Source organism: Candidatus Abyssobacteria bacterium SURF_5 (assembly GCA_003598085.1).
Classification (GTDB): Bacteria; Abyssobacteria; SURF-5; order SURF-5; family SURF-5; genus SURF-5.
The window spans coordinates 24203-42493 of the sequence record QZKU01000128.1; the positions used below are offsets into that span (position 1 = coordinate 24203).

Annotated in this window: 18 protein-coding genes; 3 read left to right on the top strand and 15 right to left on the bottom strand. The window is 55.1% G+C overall.

Annotation, left to right across the window (positions count from 1 at the left end; genetic code table 11):
- Positions 1-215: 215 nt before the first annotated feature.
- On the bottom strand, positions 216-2171 hold the full coding sequence (cadA, locus tag C4520_18690; protein RJP16204.1) for a cadmium-translocating P-type ATPase: 1956 nt from the start codon (positions 2169-2171) through the stop codon (positions 216-218).
- Positions 2172-2749: 578 nt separating this feature from the next.
- Between cadA and C4520_18695 the strand changes: the two genes are divergently transcribed.
- Positions 2750-3241, top strand: a complete 492-nt coding sequence (locus C4520_18695) for a hypothetical protein (protein RJP16046.1) — start codon at positions 2750-2752, stop codon at positions 3239-3241.
- 273 nt (positions 3242-3514) lie between these two features.
- A complete protein-coding gene (locus tag C4520_18700) occupies positions 3515-4273 on the top strand; it encodes a methyltransferase domain-containing protein (protein RJP16205.1) in 759 nt (252 codons plus the stop codon).
- Between the two features lie 80 nt (positions 4274-4353).
- Here C4520_18700 and C4520_18705 read toward each other — a convergent pair whose 3' ends face one another.
- From C4520_18705 to C4520_18715, 3 genes are all read right to left on the bottom strand, one after another.
- Positions 4354-4746 (bottom strand): SHOCT domain-containing protein, encoded by a 393-nt coding sequence (locus C4520_18705; GenBank protein RJP16047.1) that lies wholly within the window; start codon positions 4744-4746, stop codon positions 4354-4356.
- 118 nt (positions 4747-4864) lie between these two features.
- Positions 4865-5566, bottom strand: a complete 702-nt coding sequence (locus C4520_18710) for a universal stress protein (protein ID RJP16048.1) — start codon at positions 5564-5566, stop codon at positions 4865-4867.
- A gap of 186 nt (positions 5567-5752) precedes the next feature.
- Positions 5753-6757, bottom strand: a complete 1005-nt coding sequence (locus C4520_18715) for a hypothetical protein (protein RJP16049.1) — start codon at positions 6755-6757, stop codon at positions 5753-5755.
- Positions 6758-7138: 381 nt separating this feature from the next.
- On the opposite strand from C4520_18715, the gene C4520_18720 reads away from it, so the two are divergent.
- The gene (locus C4520_18720) at positions 7139-7330 is read left to right on the top strand and encodes a hypothetical protein (GenBank protein ID RJP16050.1); all 192 of its coding nucleotides are present in this window, start codon (positions 7139-7141) and stop codon (positions 7328-7330) included.
- Between the two features lie 278 nt (positions 7331-7608).
- On the opposite strand, the gene C4520_18725 is transcribed toward C4520_18720, so the two are convergent.
- The 11 genes from C4520_18725 to C4520_18775 all read right to left on the bottom strand — a co-directional run bounded on the left by C4520_18725 (position 7609) and on the right by C4520_18775 (position 18154).
- Positions 7609-10311: a cation-transporting P-type ATPase gene (locus C4520_18725; GenBank protein RJP16051.1), complete on the bottom strand. Its 2703-nt coding sequence runs from the start codon at positions 10309-10311 to the stop codon at positions 7609-7611.
- A 176-nt stretch (positions 10312-10487) separates the two neighbouring features.
- Positions 10488-11435, bottom strand: a complete 948-nt coding sequence (locus C4520_18730) for a 1-phosphofructokinase family hexose kinase (GenBank protein RJP16052.1) — start codon at positions 11433-11435, stop codon at positions 10488-10490.
- A 12-nt stretch (positions 11436-11447) separates the two neighbouring features.
- Complete coding sequence (locus tag C4520_18735; protein RJP16053.1) at positions 11448-12335, bottom strand: hypothetical protein; 888 nt, start codon at positions 12333-12335, stop codon at positions 11448-11450.
- Positions 12336-13874: an alternate F1F0 ATPase, F1 subunit alpha gene (locus C4520_18740; protein ID RJP16054.1), complete on the bottom strand. Its 1539-nt coding sequence runs from the start codon at positions 13872-13874 to the stop codon at positions 12336-12338. It abuts the gene before it with no gap.
- Between the two features lie 25 nt (positions 13875-13899).
- Complete coding sequence (locus C4520_18745; GenBank protein ID RJP16055.1) at positions 13900-14670, bottom strand: hypothetical protein; 771 nt, start codon at positions 14668-14670, stop codon at positions 13900-13902.
- 8 nt (positions 14671-14678) lie between these two features.
- A complete protein-coding gene (locus C4520_18750; GenBank protein RJP16056.1) occupies positions 14679-14948 on the bottom strand; it encodes a F0F1 ATP synthase subunit C in 270 nt (89 codons plus the stop codon).
- Positions 14949-14972: 24 nt separating this feature from the next.
- Positions 14973-15683: a F0F1 ATP synthase subunit A gene (locus C4520_18755; protein ID RJP16057.1), complete on the bottom strand. Its 711-nt coding sequence runs from the start codon at positions 15681-15683 to the stop codon at positions 14973-14975.
- Positions 15684-15693: 10 nt separating this feature from the next.
- Positions 15694-15975 carry an ATP synthase subunit I gene (locus C4520_18760; protein ID RJP16058.1) on the bottom strand — a complete coding sequence of 94 codons (282 nt, stop codon included), beginning with the start codon at positions 15973-15975 and terminating at the stop codon, positions 15694-15696.
- A 100-nt stretch (positions 15976-16075) separates the two neighbouring features.
- The gene (locus C4520_18765; protein ID RJP16059.1) at positions 16076-16390 is read right to left on the bottom strand and encodes a hypothetical protein; all 315 of its coding nucleotides are present in this window, start codon (positions 16388-16390) and stop codon (positions 16076-16078) included.
- On the bottom strand, positions 16383-16769 hold the full coding sequence (locus C4520_18770; protein RJP16060.1) for a F0F1 ATP synthase subunit epsilon: 387 nt from the start codon (positions 16767-16769) through the stop codon (positions 16383-16385). The genes C4520_18765 and C4520_18770 overlap by 8 nt, the downstream gene beginning before the upstream one ends.
- Positions 16766-18154: a F0F1 ATP synthase subunit beta gene (locus C4520_18775; GenBank protein RJP16061.1), complete on the bottom strand. Its 1389-nt coding sequence runs from the start codon at positions 18152-18154 to the stop codon at positions 16766-16768. The genes C4520_18770 and C4520_18775 overlap by 4 nt, the downstream gene beginning before the upstream one ends.
- Positions 18155-18291: the final 137 nt, after the last annotated feature.

Below are 18291 nucleotides of genomic sequence, written 5' to 3' on the forward strand. Positions count from 1 at the left end.
TTAACCATTGCGCCCCTCCTTTCAACGCTTCCTGCGTCTAGAAATTACCCCTGCCTGAATTCATTGGTTGAAAAACCGATGTAGCGACATGGCTTGCTGTGTTCTCTAAGACGACATCTCCTCTGAATCTCATTCGTGAAATTTAAAACCGAAAACATTTTTCATGCTCAGGTAGCGACACGGCATGCAGTGCCCTCTTCCGTCGCGCCTTTCTCTCACCCAACGAACAGGTCTTTCCGCGCCCGCTCGAGAAGCTTCGCGTTGATTGCGACAATGACCGTGGAAATCGACATCAATGCCGCGCCGACGGCGGGCGAGAGAATGATGCCGGCCGAGTACAGCACGCCGGCCGCGAGCGGAATAGCCACAATGTTATAGCCGGTCGCCCACCACAGATTCTGGATCATTTTAGAATAGGTCGCGCGCGAAAGTTGGATAATGGCCGCAACGTCGCGGGGGTCCGACCGCACCAGCACGATGTCGGCCGATTCCATCGCGACGTCTGTGCCCGCTCCGATCGCGATCCCAACATCCGCCTCCACCAGAGCCGGCGCATCGTTTACGCCGTCGCCCGTCATCGCAACCGACAGGCCCCGGCCCTTTACTTCTCTGATCTTGGCCGCCTTCTGATCGGGAAGAACTTCGGCGAAGTAATCGTCAAGCGCCAGTTCCGACGCCACCCATTTGGCTACGGCGACGGCGTCGCCCGTCACCATCATCACCTTGATTCCCATCTCCTTGAGCTTGTGGAGCGCCTCCCTCGATTCGGGACGAATTATGTCCGCCAGTGCGATCGCCCCTACGGGCCGGTCATCGAGCAGCACGTAAACCACCGTCTTCCCCTGCGCGGCAATCCGCTCGACCTGCTCATTCTTCACGCGCATATTCCGCTCATTCAGATAACCCGGACTAACCACCTTCACGTCGGTCCCGTCAACAAGCGCTTGCGCGCCTTTCCCGGGAATCGCCTTGAAATCTTTTGGCGTGGGGAACTGGACACCCCTCTCGTTTGCCGCCTGGACAACGCCCTCCGCTATCGGATGCTCCGATTGGCTTTCAATGCTTGCCGCCAGTCGAAGCATTTCCTCCGCCTTTTGGTTGTCCAGCGGAATGAGATCGCTCACCCCAAAGCGCCCTTGCGTGAGCGTGCCGGTCTTATCGAACACGATCGCATCCAGTTTTCTTGCGCGCTCGAATGCCGATCGATCGCGGATCAGCAGCCCCGTTCCCGCGGCCATTGCGGTCGAAACCGCGACCACGAGCGGGATCGCGAGTCCGAGCGCGTGCGGGCACGTGATAACCATAACCGTCACCATGCGCCCCAATGAGAATGAGAACGCCTGCCCCAACAGCAGCCACACGGCGAGCGTGATAGTGCCGGCGCTCAACGCAATGATTGTGAGCAGCAGCGCCGCCCGATCGGCCAGATCCTGTGTCCTGGAGCGCGACTCCTGCGCCTTTCGCACCATCTCGATCACTTGCGCCAGATACGTTTCTTCGCCTGTTTTCTCGACCTCCACCGTTATTGCGGACTCTCCGTTAATCGAGCCGCCGATCGCCGTGTCGCCCTCGCCCTTCTCCACCGGCTTGCTTTCACCCGTCAGCATCGCTTCATTTACCGATGTCCGCCCCTCGACGACCACCCCATCAATCGGAACCTTTTCGCCCGGCTTCACCAGCACCCGCATGCCCTTTTTCAATTCCGTCACCGGCACGTCCCTCGTGCCGCCGTTCTCGAATACATGGGCATCCGCCGGCATTATCTTGATGAGTTCCTCCAATGCGCCCGATGCTCCCATCACCGACCTCATCTCGATCCAGTGGCCCAGCAGCATCACGTCGATCAGGGTCGCCAACTCCCAAAAGAATACTTCTCCGCGCAAGCCGAACACCACGACCGAGCTGTAGCTGTAGGCCACTGTAATCGCTAGCGCGATCAGTGTCATCATTCCCGGCCGCTTCTCGCCGAGTTCCTCGCCCAGCCCCCGCAGGAATGGCCAGCCGCCATAGAAAAATACGATACTCGCCAAAACGAATTGGACGTAACGGTCGCCGGGAAACCTCAACTGCTCGCGCACTCCCAGCGCTTCCTGGATCATCTCGGCGAGAAACAGAATGGGGATCGTAAGAATGAGGGAAACCCAGAAACGGCGGCGGAAATCGGCCACCATCATCTTGTGATGGTCACCCTCCATCTCGTGCTCGCCATGTCCCTCGGGCATCCGTTGGGCGTGCTCCTCATGACGGGCCGCACTCAGCAGTTCATCTTCTTTCTCACCGCCGCTTTGGCCATGAGGATTCTTTTGGTGGCGGCTCATTTGTAGCCTTTTCGCTGGCGTGGAATGAGAACATGCAGAACAATCTTACGTGCCATTACCTTCAAAAGTTAAATTTACCCGCAATGTTGACGAACTTTTTAAGAATATAGCAGGATTGGCATTGAACCGCTAATTGTTTCCGAGTGGCCGACAGCATCACCTTTTCAGCAAATTGAAGTCACGGTGCAGAAATCGATGCGAGTGGATCCCCTCTTTTGAAAGTTGCTTAATATCAAACAGCAGACCGTTAAAAAACAGACCGTTTTTCCTCCTCCAGCCCTGTCCCATTAATGAGTTGCATCGTCCCAAGCTCTTATCCTCAATGCCCTTAGAACTTATTTGTTGAGTCTTATCATTTGGTACTTTTTATGCCTTGTTTGGTGGGGGAGAGAAACAGGAGGACCAGAGGAATTCAGAAAGAGGTGAGTAGGATGAAAATCAAATTATTGGTGGCGGCGGCAATGCTTATTGCTATCGGATCGACATCTTCCGCAATGGCCGAGGAGCTTTCAGCCGTTGTGAAGGCGCCCGAACGCTATACGGAAAAGCGGATCGAGTTGACAGCTCCAGTGGTTCTGAATCCAGAGCCTGAAGGCGGGGAGTATAAGAAATGGGAGTTCACGATTGGCTCACAACAGGAGCAACTCAAAGTAGAACGCAAGGGATTTAATCCGGCTGTCATTGTAAAAGGATATCAATCGGCCGAAGAAGCGCGCCGAGCAGGCGAGACAGTATCCCTTTCCGGCCACCTGGAACGCACAGCCACAGGGCCGATCCTGGAACTGGAATCGCTTGAATACAAGGGAACAACGATCCATATGAACGAAGGGCCATTCGTGGATACGGTGTATGGAGACTGCTATCCCGGTTCTCCAAAATTCTACGACGGGTACACCTATTATCCGGGCAAGTTCCCCTATTAGGTGAGGGAACTGACCTTGGGTTCTGAGTCATAGTCTGGCCAGCATATTCAAGCAATCTCCGGATCCCACGCGACCTTTCCATATGTAAAGGATCAAAGGAGAAAGAGGTATCGGGATGAGGAAGATATCAGTTGGAGGCAATGTGATCAATATTCCGGGTTTGCTTACCGAATACAGGTTTTCAGGGAAGGCTTCCATCTCCCTACCAAAATCCCGCAGGGGAACTCCGCGTGCCCAGTGGAAACCTTCCCTGTTTTCATTCATACAGAATGGATGTCATCTTTTTCGGGGAAGACAACGAGTATCACAAAAGGTTATGGGGCCAATGAGTGGCTTCTCGTGAAGAAACCAAAAGGACAGGAGGGGCATTTGGCTATTCCAACAAAGAAAGAAATAATCAACCTGTATCGAAAGCGCGGGAAACGGTATGACTTTACCGCAAATCTTTACTATCTGCTCGGTTTCAGAGAATACGCCTATCGGAAGCGGGCTGTGGAAGAACTCGGCTTGACGCAAGGGGATACAGTAGTCGAGATAGGCTGCGGAACAGGATTGAACTTTCCTTTCCTTCAACAAAAAATAGGACCTAACGGGAAAATCATCGGCGTGGACTTGACAGACGCGATGCTTGCCCAAGCTCGAAAGAGGGCAGAAAAGAATGGATGGAAAAACGTTGAACTCGTTCAGCAGGACGCTTCGACGTTTTCTTTTCCATCAGGAGTGGATGGGATTATTTCCACATTTGCGTTGACCCTGGTTCCGGGCTTTGAACAGGTGATTCGCAACGGCTGTCATGGCCTGAAACCGGGGAAAAAATGGGTTGTTCTGGATTTCAAATTGCCATCGGGCCGACTGTCGGCTCTCGTTCCGCTCGCAATCTTTATAACAAAGCCTTTCGCAGTGACAAAGGAACTCGCTGAGCGGCATCCGTGGGAGGCGATTGAGAAATACTGTAAGAACGTCCGGATGACCGAACTCTACTTCGGATTTGCATACATATCTTCGGGCGAGCGGGGAGACGACGGTTGTTGAGATGCTGGAGCATTCATCGCTCGATGGCTGCTTTCGCCACTATTTGCCGCCTTACTCAGCCAGGGTAAGCTGCATACGGGCTACTCTTGCAGGTCACGCTTCATCGCTTCAAACTGCTCTTTCGTTATCTCGCCCTTCGCATAGCGCACTCGCAAAATTTCCAGAGGCGTCTCTTCGCGTCTGGTTGGAGGAGCTTCGCGACGGCCGGATCGCGCGGCAACAACAATAAAGTAGACCGCAATGCCAAGGATGAGCAAAACGACTATCCACATGAGGATTCCTCCATACCAGTAATCCATCATCCCATGCCCCCTGTCATCCATATGCCCCCAATAGTCTCGCGCATGGCACCCGGACAGCAAAGAGATCAACAGAATACTTGTAAGAATGCGACCTGCTCGCATGCCGGATTCCTCACGTTCCGCTTCACCGACAAGAAAGGTGTTCAGAAGGAATCGAACTGGAAATTTCATGACTCGCACCCGTCGAATACATATTCAACAATAACAATGATCCGAAGCGCCCGCTAATGAGATACTTTTGTCGGCAGGATGTAATCCATGAAGCTCTACCATTTTCCGGCCCAGAAAATCAGCTTTCCGGGGCGGATTCGGCGGGGACGGTATCCGGGACTCTCTCCGGCGACGACGAGTCTCCGATGACCCAGACCGGGCAATTTGCTTGACGGACAAGACGGATCGCAACGCTTCCAAACAGGAATTCTTCCGACCGCGTCAAACGGTGGCGGCCAACAACAATCGCGCTGTGTCCGCCCGACTCCTGCTCGGCCAGGAGTACGTCTGAAACACGAGCGTTCTTCCGGTCAACAAGCTTGCTTTCGATGCTTGTGGATTGAAACCCGCTTTCCAACAGAAGTGAACGCGCCAGGGTGGCGACTTCGTAACTCGATGAGATGTGCGCGGGGAAATTTCCGTTCTCCCTGGTTGTATTTGACGAGGACGGCTCCGCCTCTGGCGTATTAACCACTTTTAAAGGCGTTACTCTGATATCCGGAGCACCCTTGAACAGGTGAGCGATATACCTGACGGCATTTATGGAAGCGCCGGAATCGTCCAGATAGACCAGAAGCTTCTGTTCCGCCGGGAATACAGCGGGAGAATATAAGTTGCCGCCGCTGATTGCCCGGCCATAGCTGATTCTCATATCGGAATAGGTGCCAATGAAGGCGCCTGCGATAAAAAACAGAACAATCTGAATCCCATTCCCCACCATCATTTCCGCGGTTGGCATCATGACCGTCACCGCATGATGGATGTAAACGAGGAAAACCACAGTGGCGGCTAGCAGCCCCCCTTTTTTTCCAAACCACCATCCGCAAACTGAAACCGGGATAAAGAACAGTGCCTGGAGGAAGACGTGGAAGGAACATCAGATGATGAGGGGTGCCGTAGTGAAAAGCTGTGATGGCAACGATGAAACATAGAACAGTAACGAGCCTGACTCTCTTAATGGAAGACTTCATTTAACACCTTTAATCTGCTGCTGTTTTTCGAAGTGTGCCGGTGGCAGAGACATTATGGCGTCACCAATATCTTCCACGATCTCCGGGATCGATTCATAAAAAAGCTCTGCCCCATGACTGAAATGCATGAGCACTTGATTCAGCTTGGGCGGTATGTAAGGATATAGTTTCCTCCAGTTCATCAGACGGGTGTTCTCAACAACAGAGAAATCGTTTTCTTCAAGGCGCTCAAGCGCCTCGATTGGGGGGACGCGGCGCGCGAGATTATGAAGTGTTCTCGCACCCTGCCCCACCAACTCGCTCAAGATATTGCCAATACCGAACAAGTCAAGCGCAAACGGCTTTTCATCAAAAACAAAATCATAATCGAAATCGATCCACCGAAGCTTCTTTGATTCGTTATCCAGTATCAAATGGTCGCTTCGCACATCTCCATGGCGGATGCCGGCATCGTGCAGCTCATGCAACGCTGTCAGGCTTGGAAGAAAGAGTCGGAGCAGCGAAGGCAGAGCCTGGTTGAAGTAGGCTTCGTGCGGTCCATTGAAATACTCAACCTCATCGAGAAGAGTGCGCCCGCCAATGTGGTCTATGACACGCACGTGTTCGTTTGCGCTGGTGGTGATCGTACAACCCTGCATGAAGTAGGGGTTTCCCCTCACGTGTTCCAGCGCATACCCTTCTTTTAGCGGGCTGCGGAAGCAGCGTATCCTGTATTCCCCGTATTTCAGGGTAAATTGCTCCTGAAACACCAGTTTAATGATCTTCCTCTTTCCGGTTGGAACTTCGAAAGCATACTTCACCCAATGTTTTGGCTCATCGTCAAGTCCAAAGCTCCGTTCTCTGGCGATCCCGCTTACGACATAATAGCGGCCGTCAAGCACAACCACATCCCCTCGATTAATTGCGAAAAAATCACCCAACTCCCGATGAATGATGATTTTCGAGGGGCAAGCGCCCAGATACTGCTCAACCGCATTCCTTAGGTCGGTTTGAGCATCCATTGTGATACTCCTCAAGAACATGATTGCCGGTCACCGCTCTGGTGGGGTTCCAAACCGGATACAGCAAGTTCGATGCCTGTCTTTATCATGGGTGTTTCCCCTTTGTCGCGGTGATGCACAAAGGATGTAAATAAAATGGACTCATAACCTTAAGATAGATGGCTGAATCTATCCGGAGGAAAGGCTTTCTTCATCTGTTGTCACGGCCATTTTCCCATACGAAACAGTCGCTGTCGGATTTCAAACAATCGAACATCATCCGATCGGTCTTCCCCCCTCGCCGGGTTGGCCAAAAGAGCAGGTTTTGCCATGGGAGTGCAGAGTTCCGGGCGCTGGCATTGGAATTGCATTTTGAACTCATGACAGCAAGGAGAAGATGCCATGAATTCACATACAATTTGTCAGGTATGCGGAAAGCTGATAGGCCCGAAGGAAATGCACTTCAAGACGACATATGAGGGGAATACCTATTATGCTTGTTGTTCGATTTGCCTGTCGATATTGCAGAAACAATCCAGAAAGCACATTCGCGCCCGTATGGATAATTTGGGAGACATCAAAAGATGCTGCTGATTCCGTCCCGGATTAACCGTCGTAATAGGTGACGGTTTCATTCATAAGCCGGAGGCCGGCTTCTGCAAAATCATCATTCATCAAGCCGCGGTCAAACTGGGCTCTTGCGCGGATCGTTAATTCTTAGTCTGTTCAACTTCACTCACGATTTAGGGCATTTGCAGAGATCCCCTTTGGCCGCCGGATATACTCTTCCTGTTTTCGCATCTCTTGCACAGGAAAAATCTCCCTTTACAACTTAATTGTTGAGCTATTGGAATAGTGATTGCGGGACCGGCTTAAGGGAAGAAGCGGTTGAATAGCTGGCCGATCACCAGGGGAACAAGGCTCATTCCGACGATCAAGGCCCACCCTTTTTGTCCCGGATCGGTCAAATTCAAGACAAGCGCCAGGATCGGCAGGTAAACGGCCAGCAGCAGCAGCCCCACGCAGAGGATTAATGCCCCCCAGACGTACCGGTTGCGTGTGATCTCATTCCGGAACGGAACGGTGTCGCGATCGCGCATGTTGAAGACGTGCCACAACTGAGCAAGCGCCAGCGTGACGAATGAGACGGTGACCGCCAGCTTGTAATCTGCGTCCAGCCAGACAAAGGCGAGGCCGAATGCAGTCAGCACTGCAACCGTTATCAACGCTCCATAGATCGATATCGCCCCCCAATGACGGCGGGTGATGAGTGATTCCTTCGGGTCGCGGGGCGGCCGCTTCATGATTTCCGGATCGCCTTCGCCGACCCCCAGCGCGAGCGCGGGAAAGACGTCAGTGACCAGATTCAAGAACAATATCTGCAGCGGCAACAGAGGCAGCGGCGCGCGCACAATGGATGCGAGCGACACAATCAGTATTTCGCTGACGTTACACGAAAGCAGATACACAATGAACTTCCTTATATTGTTAAAGATGACTCGTCCCTGTTCGATGGCGGCGACGATCGTGGAGAATGCATCATCCTTGAGCACCATATCCGCCGCCTCGCGCGCCACCTGCGTCCCGCGCAATCCCATCGCCACGCCTATGTCCGCTTTCTTCAGCGCCGGCGCATCATTTACGCCGTCGCCCGTCATCGCGACTATGGACTTGCTCTTCTGGTGCAGCGTGATCAGGTCGAGCTTCTGCTTAGGGCTGACCCGCGCAAATATGTTCGCCTCGATCAAACGCCGCCGGTCCTCCTCCGATAGTTGCTCCGGATCACGAAGATGCTTTCCCTGGATCACCTCGGCTTCGCCGTCGGCGCCCAAGCCGACCGAGGCGCCCACGCTGCGCGCCGTGACCGGCTGATCCCCGGTCACCATGATCACTCTGATGCCTGCCTTGTGACACAGAGCGATGGAATCGCGCACCTGGCTCCGCGGCGGATCGAGCAGACCCACGAGGCCGACCAGCGTCAAGTCCTTATACGGCGGCTCGCCCGTGGACGCAATCGTCTTCGTCTCCAGCGCCAGAATCCGCAGCCCCTCCTGCGCCATCTTTTCGTTCCGCTCCAGCCATTCGCGGCGCACCTGCTCGGTCATCTCCTTCATTCCCTCCGGAGTGCGAATCGACGAGCACGCGCTCAATACCGCCTCCGGTGCGCCTTTCACGGCCACCCGAAATCCTTCGCTCAACTTATTAAACGTGCCCATCAGCTTCGTATCGGAATCAAAGGCCTCCTCCCGCGCCTCTGGCTGAGCCGCGGTAAGCTCCCGCTGGTTTATTCCCGCTTTGGCGCCGGCGATAAGGAGCGCAACTTCGAGAGGATCGCCGACCGACGCCTGTTCCTTTGAACCCGGTTCCGGCAGCGCGGCGTTATTGCACAAAACGCCGATTTCGAGCGCATTGCGCAGGATGTCGTCTGCCTTCGGATCAATTGGTTGGCCGTTCCTGCGGAACTTCGCTTCCTCCTCCTCCGATCCGACGGTTATCTCGCCGGATGATAGAGCGTACTTCATGACCGTCATTTTGTTTTCCGTCAGGGTTCCGGTCTTATCGGTGAAAATCACGTTTGTAGAACCGAGCGATTCTACCGCAGACAGTTGATTGATGATGGCGTTGCGGCGAGCCATGCGGAACATTCCTCGCGCCAACGCGATCGTGGCGACGATGGGGAGACCCTCGGGTACCGCGGCCACCGCGAGCGCGATTGCCGTTTTCACCATCAGCACCATTTCCTTGCCCGCGAAGATTCCGCTGATAGCGACAAATATTGCGATAGCCAACGTCAACCAGATAAGGTTTCTGCCCAATTGATGCAGCCGCTTCTCAAGCGGGGTCTGCTCTTGTACCGCCTCTTCCACGAGCGCCGAGATATGTCCGAGTTCGGTCGCCATTCCGGTCGAAACGGCGACCCCTTCGCCGGAACCGCGGGTCACAGCCGTCCCCTTGAACAGCATATTCTTGCGGTCGGCGAGCACGCTGTCGGCATCCACCGTCTCCCGATGTTTCCCCACGGGCACCGATTCGCCCGTGAGCGCCGATTCGTCCGCCTGCAACTTTGACGCCTGAATCACCCTCAGATCGGCGCTGACGATGTCGCCGCCTTCCAAGACAACAATATCGCCCGGCACAAGCTGATCGGCCGGAATTTCCTTCACAGTACCGTTACGCCGGGCCTTGGTGCTCACTTTGGTCATTCGCTGCAGCGCTTCCATCGAGCGGACCGCGCTCATCTCCGTAAGGAAGCCGATCGCGGTGTTGATCGCTATCACCGCCGCAATCGCTATTCCCTCAACGTATTCCTGGAAGAAAAGGGAGACGGCCGCGGCCATCAAAAGCAGCACGATCATGAGACTTCTGAACTGATCCATTAGAATGCTGATGATGCTCTTGCGCTTGGTCTCCGTCAGGCTGTTGTGCCCATACTTGTGCAATCGTTTTCTGACTTCTGAATGAGAGAGCCCGTGCAGCGGATCGACCTCGAGCTCTCGAAGAATCTCCTCAACAGGACGCGCCCAGGCATCTCGCACCGGCGGCGCCGGCTTTTGATCCACAAGTTTCTTCTGCATAATCAGTAACCTGGTCCTCCCGATCCTCTCCTTGCATTGCTCCTATGATTGCGGTCGCTTTCTTTGTCGTTCCGTCCTGCTCCGCTCTCGGCCTTCGTGCCTTTGACTTCCCCCTTCAGCTGCGCCGTCTGCGCCCTCCGCCTGTCCACTTAGTATATCTCGTCCATCCGAGTTTCTCATTTCTCCGAGCCAGGCGCTGCCGCCATTTTCTGAAAGAGCCGGTCTGTATCATCCTTTCGGCAAAGCTCTGTCCCCGGCGTCATTACCGCGGCCGCGCCCGCAGCCACGCCATATTGAACCGCCGTCTCGATCGCTTCACCTTCTGCGAGTTTCAGAACGATTCCGCCAACCATGCTGTCGCCGGCGCCCACTTTACTTACAATAGGCACCGTCGGCGCCCGCAGATACCGAAGGTGCTCGCGCGTCGCCAGCAGCGCGCCGCCGGCCCCAAGCGAGACCACCAGCACCTCCGCCTCTCCGGTCTCGAGAACCTCGCGCGCCGCCCCTTCTATCCGCGATTCATCCTCTACGTCATGCTGCACCAGAATCTGAAGCTCCTTCAGATTGGGCTTGAGCAGAAATGCGCCCGCACGAGCCGCATGCACCAGCGCACTGCCGGACGTATCCACAATAAAGCGCGAGCCAAACTCATGCGCAAGGCGGCCGACCCGAGCATAAAAATCCTCGGGCACACCCGGCGGCAAGCTTCCGCTGGCCACCAGATATTCCGGTCGCGGTGAAATTTCGGAAAGCGCCTTGTAGCAGGCGTCAAGCTCCGATTCCTGCAACTCCGGTCCCGGCGTCTGAAACCGATACTGCTTCTTCGATCTCTCGTCCAGGATGATCAGGTCCTGTCGTGTCGAGCCTTGAATGGGAATGGGGACATGATCTATTTTTTCTCGATCAAGCAGTTCCTTCAGCTTCTCCCCGTACCAGCCGCCGGCAAAATAAAATGCTTTCGACTCGCCCCCCAACTTCTTTATCGCCCTTGATACATTTATGCCGCCTCCGCCCGGGTCGTCGCGCGGTTGCCGGCATCTCAGTTTCTGTTCCGCGATAACATAGCTCGTGCTCGTACTGGTATCTATTGTTGGGTTCATTGTCAGCGTCACAATCCCGGCCATACAAGCGCCTCTTCACTTTTCTTCCTTCAACGCCTCAAAACCGGACACAATATCGAGCAGCTCTTCGGTGATAGCCGCCTGCCGCTGCTGATGATATTGAGTTTGCAATTCTCCCAGGCGCTCTTCTATATTCTTTTCGGCCCCTTGCATGGCGGCAAGGCGGCTTGCATTTTCACTTGCAAGTGATTCCGCAAAAGCCCTGAATATGGAAGTGAAAATAAAAGTGCGCACAAGGGCCGCGAAAAGCGCCTCCCACTCCATTGTGAACGTGGGAATAGTGCGGGTGCGCCACTCGCGCCGCTCCAGAGTGCGCAGCCATTCGATATCCAGCGGCAGCAGGCGAACTGTTTGCGGGCGGTACGCGGCTCCCGACAGGTGCTCGCTGAAAAAGAGAAACATGTGTTCAATGCCCCGCTGAAACCTCCAGCGTTCCACCAGCAAAACAAGCTCCTGCACCTTCGGCTCAATTCCGGAAACTGAGCCGGGAACAGGAAACACGAACTCGCAGGAATACCCGGCCTCCTCGAGCCTTGTGGCCGCCCGATCTCCGACTGCGGCGACGGCGTATTTTTCGGGTGAAAGCGAAAGCTCATTGAGCTCGCGTGCGGCGCGTGTAACAATGTGATCGTTGATCTGTCCACACATTCCCTGATCGGAACCAAAGACGACGGCTGCAACTCCAGTAACAGGCGGGGGCTTATACCCCCTTGTCACCTGCGGCCGGGCTTTCAACAGTATTTGGAATCCCATCTCCATGACTTCGTTATAGAGATCAAGAGATTCGGTAGCCTTCTCGTATTGCCTGATGTTTACGGCCGCGAGCGCCTTCATCGTCTTTACGACCGACTGCAAGTCCTCAGTCGTTCGTATCTTCCTTTTCAGTATCTCTCCGGTCTGCATCTATTCCGCCAGTGTCTCCAGCGCCTCCCGCCCGATGGAAACCAGCTTCTCGCGTTCCTCGTCGCTCAGTTTCTCGCCCGCGAGAATACGCTCGTTTACGTCGAGCAGTCGCTCGACCACCCTCTGTCGGATCGCTGTTTCCGCCTGTCCCAGTCTCTCGAGAGGAAATCGATCGAATAACCCTTCATTAACGGCTACTAAAACCGCTATTTGTTCGGGAACCGAAATCGGCTTATACTGCGGCTGCTTCAGGATTTCACGCACGCGCCGGCCGCGGTCGAGCTTCTTCCTCGTTTCCTCATCAAGCCGGGTTCCGAAACGGGCGAACATCTCCAGTTCCTCGAACTGAGAGTATGCCAAGCGTAAATCCCCCGCTACCGCGCGATACGCCGGTAACTGTGTTTTGCCGCCGACCCGGGACACCGATCTCCCGACGTCAACTGCGGGCAGTATCCCTTTCTGAAACAGATCCGGCGACAGATAGATTTGCCCGTCCGTTATCGAGATCAGGTTCGTCGGAATGTATGCGGAGATATTCTGAGCTTCCGTCTCGATAATGGGAAGGGCCGTTAACGAGCCTCCCTTCAGTTGCTCGCTCAGATGCGTCGAGCGTTCGAGCAGGCGCGAATGAATGTAAAAGATATCCCCCGGAAATGCTTCCCGCCCGGGCGGCCGCCTGAGCAGCAGAGACAGTTCGCGGTAGGCGCGGGCATGCTGCGTGAGATCATCATATACCACCAGCACGTCGCGCCCCTGTCGCATAAAGAATTCCGCAATGCTGGTGGCGGCATACGGCGCGGTGAACTGCAATCCGGGCGTGTCTTTTCCCGTGGTTGACACCACAACCGAGTAACCCAGCGCCTCTCTCTCCCGCAAGTCCTCAATCACCCGCGCAACGGCTGAATTCTGTTTTCCGATTGCGCAGTAAACGCAGATGACGTCCTTATCCTTCTGATTTATGATGGTATCGAGTGCGATCGCCGTTTTTCCCGTCTGGCGGTCCCCAAGGATCAATTCCCTTTGACCTCGGCCAATCGGGATCAGCGCGTCAACCGCCTTCAGGCCGGTTTGCAACGGAACCGTCACCGGGAGGCGATCCATCAAAGCCGGCGCATCTTGTTCGACCGGCAGCCGCTCTGAAGCCTCTATCGCTCCCAATCCGTCCAGAGGACGTCCTATCGCATCAAGCACGCGCCCGATTAGCGCCTCTCCCACGGGCACATCCATGACCCGGCCCGTACGCCGAACCTCGGTTCCCGCGCTGACTATTTCACTTTCCCCCATGAGAATGATGCCGAGTTCCTCGGGGTCCGCATTGAAAACCATTCCCTCCAGGTCCCTGGCAAGCCGAACTATTTCCTCGGACTTTACGCCCGGAAGACCTTCAACCCGGGCAATGCCTTTCGCAAGATAAACGACCTCGCCAACCTCTTCTTGAGTCAGCGCCGCTTTCTGTCCTTCCAGCGTCCGATCGACCGCCATAAGCGCTTCATCCAATACCGATTTCAGTTCCTTGTATTCCGCATGGGAATTCGCCATAACGCCTCATCCCCATTCCATCTGTTTAACCCGCCTGTGATGCTCTGGCTTCAATGGTTTCGGAAAGCCTTTCCTCCAGCGACTCCATATATTCGTCCACGCTCCAGGCGATCTTGTGGCCGCGCGCCTTCAGCTTGATCCCTGCCAACATTTCCGGGGGCGTTTCGTAAGTCACATCGATGTCCTCCCCAAGTTCCCGATTTACTGTCTGCGCTATTCGCTTGCGGTCCTCTGCAGAAATCATAAAAGCGCTCTGTATCACGATCGTCTTTGTCTCCCGGACGGCATCCGCAACGGCCGCTTTCTTTTCTCTGTCCAAATCTGCAATGCGCTGGAGAAAAACGTCAATCATTTGCTTCTCGAAATCGACATTCGCCAGATCGGCCAAGGCGCGCCGTGCAACCGCGGAAACCTCATCGCCCACTCTTCGCCGCAGGTCATACAGAAACATCTCCTTCTCGCGGAGCACCTTCTTGTACCATCTCGTGCGGAGGCCTTCCACGTCCGCGCGGGCCTTGCTCAGCCACTTTTGCTTCTGCTCGTCGGCCTTCCTTTTTGCCTGTGCAAACAAGGCCGAGCGCTCCCTCTCCAGTTCCTTGCGGCGCTCGTGATAGACGCGAGTTTCTTTTTCTGCTTGCGTCCGCTTTTCTTTCGCGTCTTCAAGGCGCCCCGCAATAGTGCGTTCGCGCTGATCCATCGCATGAATGATGCGGCTGTAAAGGAAGCGCTTGAGCAGCCAGATCAGTATCAGAAGATTGACTATTTGAGCGAAGACCGTAAACCAATCGATGAGCATCGCCGCCCTCACTGTTGCGTGACGTAGTTCCAGAAAGGATTCGCAAACAGAATAATCATTGATATGACAAGACAATAAATTGCAGTCGATTCGATCATTGCCAGTCCGATGTAAAGATTGCGCGTGATGGTGTTGGTCTCGTCGGGCTGCTGAGCGATAGAGCTCAACGCCTGGGCTACCGCGCGCCCCTCGCCGAGGGCGGGCCCAATCGCCCCGATCCCGATGGTGATGCCTGCCGTAAATATCGATACAATCGCCACCCACGTCATATTATCCATATGAGCACCCTCCTTCTTTCTCGGCTACCGCCGTGTTTCCGGTTCCTTCCCTCCATGCGCACGTGTTCCGGATGCGATATATACCAGCGCGAGGATTGCGAAAATGTACGCCTGGATCACGCCGGTAAGCAGTCCGAGCAAATGCATGAAGACGGGAAAAATCAACGGAATAACCGCGAGCAAGATCGCTGCGATCTTATTCCCGCTCATGATATTGCCGAAAAGCCGGACCGCCAGCGCCAGCGTTCTCGAAAATTCGCCCATGACATGAAACGGCAGCATGAATACCGTCGGTTCGACATATCGTTTCAGGTATCCCCGCACGCCCTGATTCATGATGCCGTACAGAGGCACCGCCACAAAAACGCAGATAGCGAAGGCGGCCGTTGTCGACAGCGAGGCCGTGGGCGGCACATAGAGCGGCGCCACAGTGAGGATGTTCGAGACGAGAATGAACACGAACAGTGTGCCGATGAATGGCAGATACCGGTCGGGATCCTGCTGGCTTACTTCCCTGATCTGCTGCCGCATGAATTCAACGACGATCTCCAGCAGATTCTGCCAGCGCGAGAACCCGGGTTCCGGAGAAAGCCGCCGGGTCACCAGCCAGGAGCCGATAGTCAGCAGCGCCATCAGTCCCCACGTGAACGCGAGCGTGGCATTGACTTTGACAAAGCCCCATTGCCAAATGATTACCGCATCCGGGCTGATATCTTCGAGGGTCATTATGTCCATGTATCTTCTCTTATCTCTCCTCCGCCTTGCGCTGCGCGAGCCGGCGAACGAGTATCTTCCGCATCAACACAAACCCCAGAAGCGCGATGAGCAGGCGCTCCCAATGGCCTTGCATGATCAGGTAAAACCCAAGCATGCAAACGGAGCCGCGAATAACAAAACTGACCGCCAGGTGGAGTGCCGGCGCACGCGCGGATGCGAGCGAACGAACCGTTATCCAGAGAAGCCCGAAATAGAAAAGGCCAAGCAGCATTCCCGCCGGCAGCGCAAGGCATGCATATGCAAATTCCATTCCTCGTCATCCCGTTTGCGGTATTCGAGAAAAAGCAGAAGAACCGCACAAAAATTGTGCAACAGCGCCCACCAAACCACTGCCACAGCGTGGCAGAGCTTCAATCACGTTTGCTCTCCCGTTTTATCCAGAACCATGCATTCAGACAGCCGAGAATCACTCCGATAAGCATACATATCAGTGTCCAGGAAATGCGGCCGGGCCAGCGGGTATCGATCCAGATGCCGACTGCAGTTCCGATCAGCGTCGGTATCATCACCGACCAGCCGACCAGTCCCAACATGCCGAGGCCGAACCAGATGCCGCGCTCCTTCTCCCGGCGCGACTTTAGCTTTCGGGCCTCTTTCTTTTCGACCTCGCCGAAAAAATCCTTTTTCTCCCGCGTCCGCGCCTGACCGCGGCGTCTCTCATTCATAATGTCTCAATTCGGTGAACCGCCTGATAATGCCCGCTTCAATTCGCGCGACGGCCGATCGGGCCTTCTTTTCTCTTTCGTCAAGCGATTCAAAACTCTCTTCAAGCATTTGTTTCACCTGACCCAGATTCGGTCCGCGAACCGCGCCGCGCGTGGATACGAGAACCTCATCGCCCCGCTTCACCAAGATTCCCTCATCGACCGCAAGGAAGACCTCCCCTTCATTGTCCTTGTATGAGAGGAGCCCCGGAACAAGGGCTGCCAGAAAGTCGATGTGCCTGGGCAAAAGGGTGAACGAGCCGTTCGCGGCTTCGGCTGTTACCTTTGATACATCTCGATCCAGAAAGATCGACGTCGGAAGCAGGATTTTCAATCTCATCGTTTTTCCGCCTCTTCGATTCCGCCGATCATGTAGAGGTCTCCTTCAGGATATTCTGAGAATTCGTCGTTCAGTATGCGCCGGCATCCCTCCAACGCGTCTCCGACGTCTACCATCTTCCCGCTTTTGCCGGTGAACTGTTCCGTAACGAAGAACGGTTGCGTGAGGAAACGCTCGAGGCGGCGTGCCCGAAAAACCGTGCGGCGGTCGTCCTGAGAAAGCTCTTCGATGCCCAACATCGCGATGATGTCCTTCAATTCCTCGTAATTCGCAAGCGTTTGCCGCACTTCTTGCGCAATGGAATAATGCTGCTGTCCTACTACGTGCGGCGCCAGCATTTTCGAGCTTGACCGCAACGGATTGATCGCCGGATACAATCCTTCGCTCGCCTTCTTACGTGAGAGCACGATCGAAGCCGACAAGTGACCGAAGGTGTGGACCGCGGCCGGGTCCGTGAAATCATCCGCGGGCACATATACCGCCTGCACCGACGTAATAGCGCCTGTTTCAGTGCTCGCTATCCTTTCTTCCAGTCCGGCCAAGTCCGTTCCCAGCGTCGGTTGATACCCGAGCCGCGAGGGTATCTGTCCCATCAGGCCCGACACCTCCATTCCCGCCTGAATAAACCGGAAAATATTATCGACCAGCAGCATCACGTCCTGCCTCTCGTCATCCCGAAAATATTCGGCCATTGTCAAGGCCGCGTGGCCGACTCGAAATCTGGCGCCCGGGGGCTCATTCATCTGTCCGAATATCAAGACCGTGTTGTCGAGAACGCCCGCCTGCTGGATCTCTCGATATAATTCCTCCCCCTCGCGTACCCGCTCCCCAATTCCGCAGAACAGGCTCACCCCTTTATAGCGCCCGACCACGTTATGGATGATCTCCGTGATGAGCACCGTCTTGCCGACGCCCGCTCCGCCAAACAGGCCGGCGCGACCGCCCCGCTCCAGTGGAGCAAGAACGTCTATCGCTTTTATGCCCGTTTGAAAAACCTCTGACGTCGTCGCTTGCTGGTCGAGCGGAACCGGCTGCCGGTGGATGGATCGCCACTCCGACGCCTTAACCGGCCCCTTCTTGTCAATGCATTCCCCGAACACGTTAAAGACCCGGCCCAGCAAACTTTTCCCAACTGGGACCTTCAGGGGATGACCCGTGTCATGTATCGGCGAGCCGCGCGCCAGCCCTCGCGTCGGATTCAACGCAATCCCCCGTACGGTCCGCTGATCGAGATGCGTCATGACCTCGATCAGTACCGCCGCCGGTTCACCCGTCCGCAGCATGTTGTAGATTGGAGGAAGCGAGTCTTCAAATCGAGCGTCAACAACACTTCCGCGAATGGAGACCACCGTACCCGTGCTTCGCCGACTCGTATTCGTGTCCATGAGATTAAGCGGTAGCTCTCTTGTGTCGCCGGATCAAGCCGGTTAACAAACGTAAATATCTCTCGTGTCTGACTGAAAAGCAGCAGGACAAGCCTCGAATGCCCGGCTCATACAACTATTTTGTAACCATAACAGGA

Bases quoted from the DNA above. Each gene is read 5' to 3' on its own strand.
- C4520_18750 (RJP16056.1), bottom strand. From the start codon at position 14,948: ATGGATAATATGACGTGGGTGGCGATTGTATCGATATTTACGGCAGGC.
- C4520_18715 (RJP16049.1), bottom strand. From the start codon at position 6,757: ATGGATGCTCAAACCGACCTAAGGAATGCGGTTGAGCAGTATCTGGGC.
- C4520_18695 (RJP16046.1), top strand. From the start codon at position 2,750: ATGAAAATCAAATTATTGGTGGCGGCGGCAATGCTTATTGCTATCGGA.
- C4520_18760 (RJP16058.1), bottom strand. From the start codon at position 15,975: ATGGAATTTGCATATGCATGCCTTGCGCTGCCGGCGGGAATGCTGCTT.
- C4520_18735 (RJP16053.1), bottom strand. From the start codon at position 12,335: ATGCAGACCGGAGAGATACTGAAAAGGAAGATACGAACGACTGAGGAC.
- C4520_18705 (RJP16047.1), bottom strand. From the start codon at position 4,746: ATGAAATTTCCAGTTCGATTCCTTCTGAACACCTTTCTTGTCGGTGAA.
- C4520_18740 (RJP16054.1), bottom strand. From the start codon at position 13,874: ATGGCGAATTCCCATGCGGAATACAAGGAACTGAAATCGGTATTGGAT.
- C4520_18745 (RJP16055.1), bottom strand. From the start codon at position 14,670: ATGCTCATCGATTGGTTTACGGTCTTCGCTCAAATAGTCAATCTTCTG.
- C4520_18775 (RJP16061.1), bottom strand. From the start codon at position 18,154: ATGGACACGAATACGAGTCGGCGAAGCACGGGTACGGTGGTCTCCATT.
- cadA (RJP16204.1), bottom strand. From the start codon at position 2,171: ATGGTGGCCGATTTCCGCCGCCGTTTCTGGGTTTCCCTCATTCTTACG.
- C4520_18755 (RJP16057.1), bottom strand. From the start codon at position 15,683: ATGGACATAATGACCCTCGAAGATATCAGCCCGGATGCGGTAATCATT.
- C4520_18700 (RJP16205.1), top strand. From the start codon at position 3,515: ATGTCATCTTTTTCGGGGAAGACAACGAGTATCACAAAAGGTTATGGG.
- C4520_18725 (RJP16051.1), bottom strand. From the start codon at position 10,311: ATGCAGAAGAAACTTGTGGATCAAAAGCCGGCGCCGCCGGTGCGAGAT.
- C4520_18765 (RJP16059.1), bottom strand. From the start codon at position 16,390: ATGAATGAGAGACGCCGCGGTCAGGCGCGGACGCGGGAGAAAAAGGAT.
- C4520_18770 (RJP16060.1), bottom strand. From the start codon at position 16,769: ATGAGATTGAAAATCCTGCTTCCGACGTCGATCTTTCTGGATCGAGAT.
- C4520_18730 (RJP16052.1), bottom strand. From the start codon at position 11,435: ATGGCCGGGATTGTGACGCTGACAATGAACCCAACAATAGATACCAGT.
- C4520_18720 (RJP16050.1), top strand. From the start codon at position 7,139: ATGAATTCACATACAATTTGTCAGGTATGCGGAAAGCTGATAGGCCCG.